This window comes from Bacillus sp. NEAU-CP5, from assembly GCF_026420705.1.
Classification (GTDB): domain Bacteria; phylum Bacillota; class Bacilli; order Bacillales; family Bacillaceae; genus Bacillus; species Bacillus velezensis.
In genome coordinates this window covers 203,262-215,471 of the sequence record NZ_JAPMOV010000002.1, presented here as the reverse complement: position 1 = coordinate 215,471, position 12,210 = coordinate 203,262, and the positions used below count along the sequence as shown (strand labels likewise).

General features: G+C 47.1%; 14 protein-coding genes. 13 read left to right on the top strand and 1 reads right to left on the bottom strand.

The window, feature by feature from the left end:
- Positions 1-25 precede the first annotated feature (25 nt).
- The 11 genes from OTK50_RS06275 (at position 26) to OTK50_RS06225 (ending at position 10,013) form a co-directional block, all read left to right on the top strand.
- Positions 26-1,141, top strand: a complete 1,116-nt coding sequence (locus tag OTK50_RS06275) for a prephenate dehydrogenase (protein ID WP_041482260.1) — start codon at positions 26-28, stop codon at positions 1,139-1,141.
- 11 nt (positions 1,142-1,152) lie between these two features.
- Positions 1,153-2,439, top strand: a complete 1,287-nt coding sequence (gene aroA, locus OTK50_RS06270; RefSeq protein WP_065180552.1) for a 3-phosphoshikimate 1-carboxyvinyltransferase — start codon at positions 1,153-1,155, stop codon at positions 2,437-2,439.
- A 316-nt stretch (positions 2,440-2,755) separates the two neighbouring features.
- A complete protein-coding gene (locus OTK50_RS06265; protein ID WP_130570863.1) occupies positions 2,756-4,027 on the top strand; it encodes a tetratricopeptide repeat protein in 1,272 nt (423 codons plus the stop codon).
- A 73-nt stretch (positions 4,028-4,100) separates the two neighbouring features.
- The gene (locus OTK50_RS06260) at positions 4,101-4,640 is read left to right on the top strand and encodes a ReoY family proteolytic degradation factor (protein WP_003153482.1); all 540 of its coding nucleotides are present in this window, start codon (positions 4,101-4,103) and stop codon (positions 4,638-4,640) included.
- 54 nt (positions 4,641-4,694) lie between these two features.
- A complete protein-coding gene (locus OTK50_RS06255; RefSeq protein ID WP_224223636.1) occupies positions 4,695-5,141 on the top strand; it encodes a YpiF family protein in 447 nt (148 codons plus the stop codon).
- 137 nt (positions 5,142-5,278) lie between these two features.
- Positions 5,279-5,782: a ubiquinol-cytochrome c reductase iron-sulfur subunit gene (locus OTK50_RS06250; RefSeq protein WP_003153484.1), complete on the top strand. Its 504-nt coding sequence runs from the start codon at positions 5,279-5,281 to the stop codon at positions 5,780-5,782.
- Between the two features lies 1 nt (position 5,783).
- On the top strand, positions 5,784-6,458 hold the full coding sequence (gene qcrB / locus OTK50_RS06245) for a menaquinol-cytochrome c reductase cytochrome b subunit (protein ID WP_003153485.1): 675 nt from the start codon (positions 5,784-5,786) through the stop codon (positions 6,456-6,458).
- Between the two features lie 31 nt (positions 6,459-6,489).
- The gene (locus OTK50_RS06240) at positions 6,490-7,257 is read left to right on the top strand and encodes a menaquinol-cytochrome c reductase cytochrome b/c subunit (RefSeq protein ID WP_007409471.1); all 768 of its coding nucleotides are present in this window, start codon (positions 6,490-6,492) and stop codon (positions 7,255-7,257) included.
- A gap of 107 nt (positions 7,258-7,364) precedes the next feature.
- Positions 7,365-7,958 carry a DUF1405 domain-containing protein gene (locus OTK50_RS06235; RefSeq protein WP_045208040.1) on the top strand — a complete coding sequence of 198 codons (594 nt, stop codon included), beginning with the start codon at positions 7,365-7,367 and terminating at the stop codon, positions 7,956-7,958.
- Positions 7,959-8,025: 67 nt separating this feature from the next.
- Positions 8,026-8,808, top strand: coding sequence for a sporulation protein YpjB (gene ypjB / locus OTK50_RS06230; RefSeq protein WP_007612217.1), 783 nt, complete (start codon positions 8,026-8,028; stop codon positions 8,806-8,808).
- Between the two features lie 29 nt (positions 8,809-8,837).
- Positions 8,838-10,013 (top strand): oxalate decarboxylase family bicupin, encoded by a 1,176-nt coding sequence (locus tag OTK50_RS06225; protein ID WP_101669897.1) that lies wholly within the window; start codon positions 8,838-8,840, stop codon positions 10,011-10,013.
- Between the two features lie 23 nt (positions 10,014-10,036).
- Here OTK50_RS06225 and OTK50_RS06220 read toward each other — a convergent pair whose 3' ends face one another.
- A complete protein-coding gene (locus OTK50_RS06220; RefSeq protein WP_003153493.1) occupies positions 10,037-10,909 on the bottom strand; it encodes a YitT family protein in 873 nt (290 codons plus the stop codon).
- 142 nt (positions 10,910-11,051) lie between these two features.
- Between OTK50_RS06220 and OTK50_RS06215 the strand changes: the two genes are divergently transcribed.
- Entirely contained in the window at positions 11,052-11,387 is a 336-nt protein-coding gene (locus OTK50_RS06215) for a nucleotide pyrophosphohydrolase (protein ID WP_003153495.1), read from the top strand.
- A gap of 8 nt (positions 11,388-11,395) precedes the next feature.
- Positions 11,396-12,199 carry a 4-hydroxy-tetrahydrodipicolinate reductase gene (dapB, locus tag OTK50_RS06210; protein ID WP_003153497.1) on the top strand — a complete coding sequence of 268 codons (804 nt, stop codon included), beginning with the start codon at positions 11,396-11,398 and terminating at the stop codon, positions 12,197-12,199.
- Positions 12,200-12,210 lie beyond the last annotated feature (11 nt).

Here is a 12,210-nt window from a genome sequence, read left to right as displayed (position 1 = left end):
TCTATTAAAATAGTTGAAAAAGGAAATGAGTGAAATGAAGGATACTATATTGCTTGCGGGGATCGGGCTGATCGGCGGATCGATCGCATTGGCCATCAAAAAGGAGCATCCGCATAAACGGATTATCGGTGTGGATATTTCGGAAGAACAGCTCACTGCCGCGCTGAAGCTCGGAATTATTGACGAACGGGCCGGTTCATTTACGGAAGGTGTGCAGCAAGCGTCTGTTGTCATTATCGCCACGCCTGTCGCCCAAACGCTGAAAATGCTCGATGTGCTGGCCGCATCAGACATCACCCATGAACTCCTGATTACGGATGTGGGCAGCACGAAACAGAAAGTCGTCAGCTACGCCGACAAAGTGCTCCCGGCTCACTATCAATTTGTCGGCGGCCATCCGATGGCGGGATCTCATAAATCCGGGGCCGCTGCCGCGAAAGAATTTTTATTCGAAAATGCGTTTTACATTCTAACACCCGGAAAATCAACTTCTAAAGAGTCAGTAATGCATCTGAAGGAACTCTTGAAAGCGGCAAACGCCCACTTTGTGGAGATGACCCCAGAGGAGCATGACGGCGTAACGAGCGTCATCAGCCATTTCCCTCATATCGTTGCTGCAAGCCTCGTACATCAGGCTCATCATGCTGAAGAAGATTATCCGTTTTTGAAACGTTTCGCAGCCGGCGGTTTTCGGGACATCACCAGGATCGCCTCAAGCAGTCCGGCGATGTGGAGGGACATACTTCTTCATAACAAAGATAAACTGCTTGACCGCTTCAAAGAATGGAAACGGGAGATTGACACGATCGAATCTTATGTAGAAAATGAAGATGCGGACAGCCTGTTCGGATATTTTAAAAAAGCGAAAGATTATCGCGACGGTCTGCCGCTCCGTCAAAAAGGAGCGATCCCGTCCTTTTATGACCTTTATGTCGATGTTCCCGATCATCCGGGGGTCATTTCGGAAATTACGGCGATATTGGCAGAAGAAAAAATCAGTATCACCAACATCCGCATTATCGAAACAAGAGAAGATATTAACGGAATTCTCAGAATCAGTTTCCAGACTGATGATGACCGGAAGCGCGCGGAAACCTGCATTCAATCCCGCGCCAAATATGACACATTTTACGCTGACTGAGGTGGAAAACATTGAAAAGAGAAAAAGTGACGTCTTTAAACGGTGAAATTCATATTCCGGGGGATAAATCCATCTCCCACCGTTCTGTTATGTTCGGAGCGCTCGCGGAAGGAACGACAACGGTAAAAAACTTTTTGCCCGGAGCCGATTGTCTGAGCACCATTGCCTGCTTCAGAAAAATGGGTGTCTCCATTGAACAAAACGGAAGTGATGTAACGATATACGGGAAGGGCATTGACGCACTTTGTGAGCCTGACAGCCTTCTTGATGTCGGAAATTCCGGCACGACCATCCGCCTGATGCTCGGCATTTTAGCCGGACGCCCATTTCACAGTACGGTAGCGGGCGACGAAAGTATTGCAAAGCGCCCGATGAAGAGGGTGACGGAGCCTTTAAAACAGATGGGAGCCGCGATTGACGGAAGAGCGGACGGAGGATTTACGCCTTTATCCGTAAGAGGCGGACAATTGAAAGGCATTGATTACGTCTCCCCTGTTGCAAGCGCGCAGATCAAATCCGCCGTGCTGCTTGCCGGATTGCAGGCTGAAGGGACGACGACCGTCACTGAGCCTCATAAATCAAGAGACCATACGGAACGGATGCTGAACGCTTTTGGCGCCGAGCTTGCGGAAACGGAGACGAGCGCTTCCGTAACGGGCGGTCAGAAGCTCCGGGGAGCTGATATTTTCGTGCCCGGCGATATTTCTTCAGCGGCCTTTTTCCTCGCGGCAGGCGCTGTCGTTCCCGGAAGCCGGATTGTGCTGAAAAATGTAGGCCTGAACCCGACACGCACGGGAATGATTGATGTCTTAAAGCAAATGGGAGCTTCACTTGAAGTGATTCCTTCAGAAGCGGACAGCGCGGAGCCTTACGGAGACCTGGTTATTGAAACTTCAGATCTGAAAGCGGCAGAAATCGGCGGAGAAATCATTCCCCGGTTAATTGACGAGATCCCGATTATCGCCCTTTTGGCAACGCAGGCTGAAGGCACAACTGTCATTAAAGACGCTGCGGAGCTGAAGGTGAAGGAAACGAACCGGATCGACACCGTCGTATCAGAGCTCCGGAAAATCGGCGCAGACATTGAACCGACTGAAGACGGCATGAAAATACACGGCAAAAAAACGCTTGCGGGCGGAGCCGATGTGTCAAGCCACGGCGACCACCGCATCGGCATGATGCTCGGTATCGCTTCATGCCTGACAGAAGAGCCGATTGATATCCGTGATACTGAGGCGATCCATGTCTCATATCCGACATTTTTTGAGCATTTAGATCAATTAGCCAAAAAAGCCTGAAGACGATTCTTCGGGCTTTTTTCTTCATGTGTCATAAAATCTTGGGCATTGACATAGCTTGTCTTAAACAGAAAATAACAGAAAGGGGGAATGCGTTTTCGTTACAGAAACAGCCGGAACAAATTGTGCTGTCTGCGTATAAAGATGCCGTCCCCTTTTTTGCCGTTTTCCTCTTAACTATTTTCTGATAAACTATAATGCCGGGTGAAGCATCTTATTTGCGGGCAGGCCCTGTCTGAATTATGATAAGAATAACCCGAATAAAAACCCTTTTCATTGGTTGATGAGGTATAGGAAAAGAAAGGACCGGTCTGATTTGAATACATTGATTCAAGAAGCCATAAAATTAGTTGAAGCAGGTGAAACCGAAAAGGGACTCAAAGCGCTTTCAAAAGCTGAAACGCAGCTTCATGACGAAGACAAAGCCATTGCAGCCCAGCTCTACTATGAATGGGGAAACGCCGAAAAAGCGTTAGCGCTGATCAGTGATCTGCATGACCTTTATCCGGATGAGTCTGAGCTGACGAATTTTTACGCCGAATTGTTAATAGATATTGATAAAGAAGAAAAAGCTCTTGAGGTGCTGGAGACAATTTCTCCGGAAGACCCGTCTTACGCGGAAAGCCTTCTTTTAATGGCTGATCTGTATCAGATGCAGGGCTTATTTGAAGTAAGTGAGCAAAAGCTGTTACAGGCGAAAGCGATGTTACAAGATGAACCTGTTATTGATTTCGCTCTGGGGGAATTATACTTCACTCAGGGATCATACGCAAAAGCCGTTCCTTACTATGAAGAGACGGCAAAAGAACGGCACGAAATCGGCGGCGTAAATGTTCATCAGAGGCTGGCTGAGTCATTGAGCGCGGCGGGTGAATTTGAGGAAGCGATTTCATGGTATGAAAAAGCGGCGGCAGAACATACAGAACCGAATACGATTTTCGGGTACGGGTTCACAGCCTATCAGGCGGGAATGGTCAAAACAGCCATCAAGCAGCTGTCTGATTTAAAAGGGCTTGATCCTTCCTATTCATCGCTTTATATGCCGCTTGCAAAAAGCTACGAGGCAGAAGGCATGTATGAAGATGCATTAAAAACCGCTAAAGAAGGTATTACTTACGATGAATACAATAAAGAGCTCTTTCTCTATGCGGCGAAAATGGCGTTAAAGCTCGGCAACGCAGAAGAAGGCAAAAAGCTTCTTCAGGAAGCGCTGGCGCTCGATCCGGGTTACGTAGAAGCGCTCCATACGCTTTTAGCCGTCTATCATAAAGAAGAAAGCTTTGAAGAGATTATTGATCTGATTCAGGAAGTCCGCGGCTACGGAGAAGAAGATCCGAAATACAATTGGTATTTGGCGGGTGCCTATACAGGCCTTGAGCAATACGCTGAAGCGAAAAAAAGCTTCGAAGCTGCGTATCTCCATTATCAGGATGATCGGGATTTCTTATATGAATACGCTCACTTCTTATTGGAAGAGGGTCTCCAGAAAGAAGCGCTGCCGCTTTTAAAACAAGTGCTTTCAATGGATGGAACAAACGAAGAGCTTGAAGAAACAATCTTACGGATAGAGGATGAATTTTTAAGATAAGCAGGATTTTGGACCATGCTTGCTGAATGTATAAGTGATGTCAGATTATACGATCGATAGAGGAGGGAATTACATGCAGACCCCTGTTTCTGTCAATGAAAAAAAGGATTTTATCCGTTGGTTTTTAAATCATTATCAGCTTAAACGCCGGGAGTGCGTCTGGATTTTAAATTATTTAATGAGTCATGATTCATTAATGGAAAAAGTCCATTTTGTAGAACAAGCCGAATTTTGCCCGAGAGGCATTATCATGTCTACTCATTGCGTTGATGAGGTGCCGTTTAGGTTTTACAAAGAAAATGTCATGACCACGGACGCGGAAAAATCTTTTCACGACATCCGGTTAAATAAACAGCAGGATTTATTTATCCAGCTGAATTTCCGTTCGGCCTACAGCTCACCGGAATATGCCGCTGTTCTTGAATCAAATCCGCATCTGCCGAAAGACCTGTTTGAAAATAAACAGGATCAGGGGATGGCTGAAAAAATATTAGAACATGCCATTTCCACTTTCCAGCGGGAAAAGCTGCTTAAAGATATCGACGAGGCGCTGGACCGCCACGACAAAGAAACATTTGAAAAGCTTTCCCGCCAATTGAATCAGCTCACATAAATGACAGCCTTGCAGAATATGCAAGGCTTGTTGCGTAAAGAGGAGGAACGAGACATGAGATGGAGGGCCGCTGATGCCGATGCCTATTTACAATCTGTGGATTACATTGATACCGCTGTCATTCCGTTAATTTCCATAACGTCTTCAGGAGGCTTAAAAGAGGCCGTTGAACAGGGGGAAAGCACTCAATTGCTTTCTGAAGAGCTTGAGCGCCAATTGAAGGGACGGGTATATTTATTCCCCTCTTATACATATGTTGATATAGACCAATCACAAATCGCCCTGCTTCAAAAACTCAAAGAAGAGGTGATGACCAACTTCCGGCACGCCTTGTTCCTGACGGCAGACGAAAAATGGAAGGATTCTGAAATAGGGTCTGATGTCATATACATACCTGCCGTTCCGTTTGAACATATGAAAGACTCTTTAAAGAGAAAAATAGCGGATGACAAGTGCGGAGGAATTTTGAACGTTTTGTTACAGAAGTGGAACAATTCTTAAAAACTCCATACATCCCGCAAAACACCCGTTTTGCCTCTGTTGACCTTGCTGAAAGATTCATATATTATGAGGGTGTCAAATCTCTGAATTATTTTCTATTTTAGTTAATTTTTGGTCAATCTTTAGGGGGGGAAGAGATGGGCGGAAAACAAGATATATCAAGAAGACAATTTTTAAACTATGCGCTCACCGGCGTGGGGGGATTTATGGCCGCCAGTGCGCTTATGCCCATGGTCCGTTTTGCGCTGGACCCGGTATTAAAACCGACGGGAGATCAAAAAATGGTGCAGGTTGTCAGTGTGGATGAGCTGACGAAGGAGCCGAAGCGGTTTGACTTTAAAATTCATCAAGTCGACGCCTGGTACGAATCGGAAGAATCCAGGTCAGCCTGGGTTTACAAGCATGGTGATGAAATTATAGCGCTTTCTCCGATCTGTAAACATTTGGGCTGCACCGTAAACTGGAACAATGATCCTAAAAATCCGAACAAATTCTTTTGTCCCTGCCATTACGGGCTGTATGAAAAAGACGGCACGAACGTTCCGGGCACGCCGCCGCTCGCGCCTCTTGACCGTTATGAGCAAAAAGTAAAGGACGGCTTTTTGTATCTTGGAAAAGCAAAGCCTAGGGGGGAAGGGTGACATGCTGAATAAAATTTATGACTGGGTGGATGAACGTCTCGATATTACGCCGATGTGGCGGGATATCGCCGACCATGAAGTGCCGGAACATGTAAATCCCGCTCACCATTTCTCGGCTTTTGTCTATTGTTTCGGCGGTTTGACGTTTTTTGTAACCGTTATCCAAGTGCTGTCCGGGATGTTTTTAACGATGTATTATGTGCCGGATATAAAAAACGCGTGGGAATCTGTGTATTATTTGCAGAATGAAGTCGCTTTCGGGCAGATTGTAAGGGGTATGCACCATTGGGGCGCAAGTTTAGTCATTGTGATGATGTTTTTACATACGCTGCGGGTTTTCTTTCAGGGAGCTTATAAAAAGCCTCGGGAATTGAACTGGATCGTCGGTGTTCTGATCTTTTTTGTGATGCTCGGTCTCGGTTTTACAGGGTATCTGCTTCCATGGGATATGAAGGCGCTGTTTGCGACAAAGGTAGGTCTTCAGATTGCGGAGGCGACGCCATTGATCGGAGCGCAGGTGAAAACTCTTCTTGCCGGCCACCACGATATTGTCGGCGCCCAAACGCTGACGAGATTTTTTGCGATTCACGTATTTTTTCTCCCTGCCGCTTTGTTTGCGCTCATGGGCGCCCACTTTGTCATGATCCGCAAGCAGGGAATTTCAGGACCGCTTTAATACAAATCTGATATAAAAGGGAGGGGATGACATGCACCGGGGGAAAGGAATGAAGTTTGTAGGAGATTCAAGGATACCGGCTGAAAAAAAACCGAATATACCGAAAGACTATTCAGAGTATCCTGGAAAGACAGAGGCGTTTTGGCCGAACTTCCTGCTGAAAGAATGGATGGTCGGGGCCGTTTTCCTCGTCGGATTTCTCGTTTTAACGATTGTGCACGAGCCGCCTTTGGAACGGGTGGCGGACCCGACGGATACAGGGTATATTCCGCTGCCGGATTGGTATTTTCTATTTTTATACCAGCTATTAAAATATGAATATGCCGCAGGGAGCTACACCGTTATCGGCGCGATGATTATACCGGGTCTTGCCTTCGGGTCGCTGCTTTTGGCTCCGTTTCTCGACAGGGGGTCTGAAAGAAGGCCGTGGAAGCGTCCGGTTGCGGTCGGCATGATGCTTTTGGCGCTTTGCGCTACGGTCTTTTTAACGTGGCAGTCAGTCGCGACGCATGACTGGGCGAAGGCGGAGGAGCAAGGGAAAATCAAAAAAGAAGCCGCCATTGATACTGAATCAGACGGTTATAAGGTATTTAAAGAACAAGGCTGTATATCCTGTCACGGGGATAATCTTCAAGGCGGAAGCGCCGGTCCGTCCCTGGTCGATAACGGGCTGAGCCCGGAAGAAATTAAAAAAATTGCCGTCAAAGGGAAAGGGCAGATGCCAGCCGGTATTTTTAAAGGGAATGACAAACAGCTTGATCAGCTGGCGAAGTTCATTTCTGAAACGACAGCGAAATAACGTATTGTGAAGTAGACAATAGCAGGATATACTTTTATGAAAAGAGCTGACCGGATGTCAGCTTTTTTTGCATGATACATACTTTTTACGGACTGAGAGTTGATGGTATGAGGTGGATTTCTTATCTTTTAGGGTTGCGCGGCATGCTTCTGCTTGTTCTTGCCGTTAATTTTATCGGTACGGTGTACGGCTATTATTGGTATGTGCCGCAGCTTGCGGACACGCCGTTCCGATTTCTGATATTTGTGCCTGACAGCCCGACGGCGACGTTTTTCTTCCTGTTCGTGCTTCTGGCTTTTCTCATGGGAAGAAATGCGCCGCTGTTTGAAGCGCTGGCTCTTGTAACCCTTATAAAATACGGGCTGTGGGCGGTCGGAATGAATGTCTTTGTGCTGGTCAAAATGGGGCAGATGCCTTGGGAAGGGTACATGCTGATTGCTTCACATTTTGCCATGGCCGTTCAAGGCGTTTTATACAGCCCGTATTTTCGGTTCCGGTTATGGCATCTTGCCGTTGCCGCTGTTTGGACGCTTCATAATGATGTCATTGATTATCTTTTCGGCATGATGCCCCGCTACTCAATGCTCAATGACTATATGCAAGTAATCGGCTATGCTACATTCTGGCTGAGCATATTTTCACTCGGCCTTGCATACTATTTGGTGATTTCCAAAAGACGGATAAAGCTTGACTTACACTGATAGAATCTTGGTCTAACCTTGTCCCGCTCCTCATATTCTGTAAAGAGAAGGAGTGGGAGGGACCTCTATGAAACGAAAGCTGACGATCTGTCTTTTACTTGCTCTTATGTGTTTCATCACAACTGCCAAAGCTGAAGATGAGGGCGGTCTCAAGGAACTGAACGACCTTTCGGATACCGTTTTCCAGATGACGCGGCATTCGCAGTATGATGAGGCTCTGCAAGTGCTTGGCTACTTTAAGAAAAAAATGACACACGTAAACTCACTGAGCGGCGCCGAAGTCAGGCAGGTGACTCTGGGTTTCAATGATTTAGTGCGCGTTCTGAAACAGGCAGACGCCTCAGATACCGAAAAAATCCGGGCTGCCGCCCAGTTCAGGTTGGTAATGGATGCGATGGAAGACCACTCCGATCCGCTGTGGGGTTCGCTTGAAAGACCGATTATGGCGACATTCAGCGCCTTAAAAGAAGATGTCAGCGGAAACGGAAGTGAAAATTTCAATGAAAAGTGGAATGAATTTATATCATTATATGATTTAATTTATCCCAGCCTGACAATGGATGTGTCGGCCGGCCAGCTTGATACGGTGGCGAAACATATCGAGGTGATTGAGCAGGACGGGTTTCAGCAGATGACAAAAGGAACAAAGCTTGAGCGTCTGACGCTCCTGCAGCAGGATTTAAAGCGGGTTTTTGACAAGGTGGAGCGGGATGACGCTGACCCTTCGCTGCTCTGGGTCATTCTGACAACAGGCGGTATCATTATTACTGCGCTGACATATGTCGGCTACCGAAAATACAGAGCGGAAAAAAAGAAAGAGAAAAAGCGTGAGTATCCTAAGTCTAAATAAACAGAAATTGCTGTAAAGGAGCTAAGTCAGTGAAAAAACTCATCCAGCAATTGGCTTCAAAACACCTCCCGCAGCCGGTCAGAGGCAGAAAAGGGGCGACTGACGAAGGACCGCGAAACCTCGCGCGTGACTTCCAGAATCCTGACATGCTCGTTCCGCCCTCAACGGATGCAGGAACGGTTCAAAACTTGAAATTCTCATTTTCTGATACGCATATGAGGCTTGAAGACGGCGGATGGTCCAGAGAGGTGACTGTCAGGGAACTGCCGGTATCCAAAAACATCGCGGCGGTGAACATGAGACTGAAACCGGGAGCTGTGCGGGAGCTTCATTGGCATAAAGAAGCCGAATGGGGATATGTGATTAACGGAGAAGTCCGTTTAACTGCGGTTGATCAAAATGGGCGGAATTTTATTGATAACGTAAGTGAAGGGGATCTGTGGTATTTTCCTTCCGGCATTCCTCATTCCATTCAAGGGATGGAACGGGGCAGTGAGTTTTTGCTTGTCTTTGATGACGGCTCTTTTTCAGAAAACAGCACCTTTTCAGTAACGGACTGGTTTGCCCATACCCCGCGCAGCGTGCTGGAGGCGAACTTCGGTGTTCCCGGATATGACTTGGCCTACATTCACAAGAAAGAGCGTTACATGTTTCAGCTGGAACCGCCTCCCCCTATTGAGCAGGCAGCAGTTTCTTCCCCGGAAGGCACCGTTTTGGAGCCGTTCAGCTACAAGCTTTCCCGGCAGGAGCCCCTTGTTACCAGCGGGGGAAGAGTAAAGATTGTCGATTCAAAAACGTTTAAGGTGTCAAAAACGATTGCCGCAGCTCTTGTGGAGGTCGAACCCGGAGGCATGAGAGAATTGCATTGGCATCCGAATACGGATGAGTGGCAGTATTATCTTTCAGGAGAAGCGAAAATGACGGTGTTTGCGGCGGAAGGAAGAGCGCGGACATTTAACTATCAAGCGGGTGACGTAGGATATGTTCCTTTTGCAATGGGACATTATGTTCAGAATACCGGTGACACCGTGCTTCGATTTCTGGAAATCTTCAAAAGCGACCGTTTCGAAGACGTCTCTTTAAACCAATGGCTGGCACTGACGCCGCAGCGCTTCGTCGAGCAGACGCTCAATGTCAGTCCGGCATTCGCCCGCCGATTGAAAAAGAAAAAATCACCGGTTGTCAAATGGAAACACGAACAGTAAAGGCGGCAAAAGCCGCCTTTTTATTATCGTCTGATCGGATTTTTATTTTCGTCAAGCGTAAATCCTTCGCCGAGCACATCATGGACGTCGCTTACTGCAACAAAGGCGTGCGGGTCAACGGAAGTGATGACGCTTTTCAAAAGCACAATTTCGTTTTTCGGAACGACGCAGTAAAGAACGTCCCTGTCTTCTTTTGTATATGATCCCTGTCCTTTTAAAACGGTGACGCCGCGCTCCATCTCTTCAATGATTTTTTGCTGAATCAAATCGTTCTTCGAAGAAATAATCGTTGCCCCTTTTGCGGCATAGCCGCCTTCCTGGATAAAATCAATCAATCTCGCAGCGACAAAAACGGCTACAAGCGTGTACATCGCTTCCTTGTAAGAAAGATACGTAAACAAAGAAAGCAAAATGACACAGGCGTCAAAGGCAAACATCGTCCGGCCCATCGGGATTCCGAAAAATTTGTTGATCAGCCTGGCGATGATATCGACCCCGCCCGTCGTGCCGCCGTATTTAAAAATAATGCCGAGACCCGCGCCGATAAATACACCGGCGAATAAGGCGGCCAGCGCTAAATCATGGGACAGCGGCATATGAATTTCGTAGCGCTGAAAAACACTCAGAAAAACAGAAAGAGAGACGGTGCCGATCAGGGTATAGACAAACATCGTCCGGCCGAGCATACGCCAGCCGATGAAAAAGATAGGAATGTTCAATACCAGGTTGGAAATAGAAGGGCTGATGTGGAATAACGCATATAAAAGCAGCGTAATGCCGGTAAATCCGCCTTCCGCCAAATTGTTCTGCATATTAAAGTGAACCAGTCCGAATGAAAAAACAGCGGCGCCGATTAAAATAAAGCAAATGTTTTTGATTCTGATTTCTCCAAGCATTGCATCAAACCCCTTTTCCTTCCATAAGATTGCGTAAATATTATAGTGGATACAAAAGAAAACAGCAAACTGCCGTTTTTAACATTTGTCAAATGTACTTGAATTAGCTAACATGGAAGAGATGACAGGAGGTATTCGCACAGTGAGTGACAAAACGATGAAAGACTTACAAGCTGAGGTCGATGAATATATCGGCCAATTCAAAGAAGGCTATTTCAGCCCGCTTGCCATGATGGCCCGTCTCACGGAAGAACTGGGCGAACTTGCAAGAGAAGTCAACCATTATTATGGGGAAAAGCCGAAGAAAACGACGGAAAATGAGAAAAGCATGGAAGAGGAAATGGGCGATGTGCTGTTCGTCCTGATCTGCCTCGCCAACTCCCTTGATATTTCATTGGAGGAAGCTCATAACCGCGTCATGCATAAATTTAATACACGTGATAAAGACCGCTGGACTAGAAAAGAAGAAGGAAAGTAGGAGAAACCATGTCAAATGAAACCATTAAAGTCGTCATTGCCGGACCGAGAGGCAGAATGGGCCAGGAGGCCGTAAAACTTGCCGTCCGCACGCCTCATTTTGAGCTTGTCGGCGCCATTGACCATACATACGATCAGCAAACATTGCGGGAAGTGATGTCAGCTGATTCAGACGCTCTTATTTATACGGATATCCGCGCATGTTTCCAAGAAACAAAACCGGATGTGCTGATCGATTTGACAACGCCTGAAATCGGCAAAAAACATACGAAAGCCGCTCTTGAACACGGCGTCCGCCCCGTTGTGGGAACGACCGGATTTTCTGAAGCCGATTTAGAGGAACTTCAAGCCTTGACTGAAGAGAAAGGAATCGGCGCCATCATCGCTCCGAACTTTGCATTGGGCGCGGTGCTGATGATGAAGTTCTCACAAATGGCCGCCAACTATTTTGAAGATGTAGAAATCATTGAGCTTCATCATGATCAAAAGCTGGATGCCCCGAGCGGAACGGCGCTGAAAACAGCGGAAATGATCTCAAGCGTCCGTACAGAAAAGCAGCAGGGCCATCCTGATGAAAAAGAAATTCTGCCGGGCGCCCGCGGTGCTGAATTAAACGGCATCCGCCTTCACAGCGTGCGTCTGCCGGGCCTTATCGCCCACCAGGAAGTCATGTTCGGCATGGACGGCCAGACGCTGAAACTGCGCCATGACTCCTATAACCGGGCTTCCTTTATGTCAGGAGTGAAGCTGTCAGTGGAGCAAGTGATGAAAATCGACCAGCTTGTATACGGACTCGAAAATATTATCGACTGAATCGGCAAGGG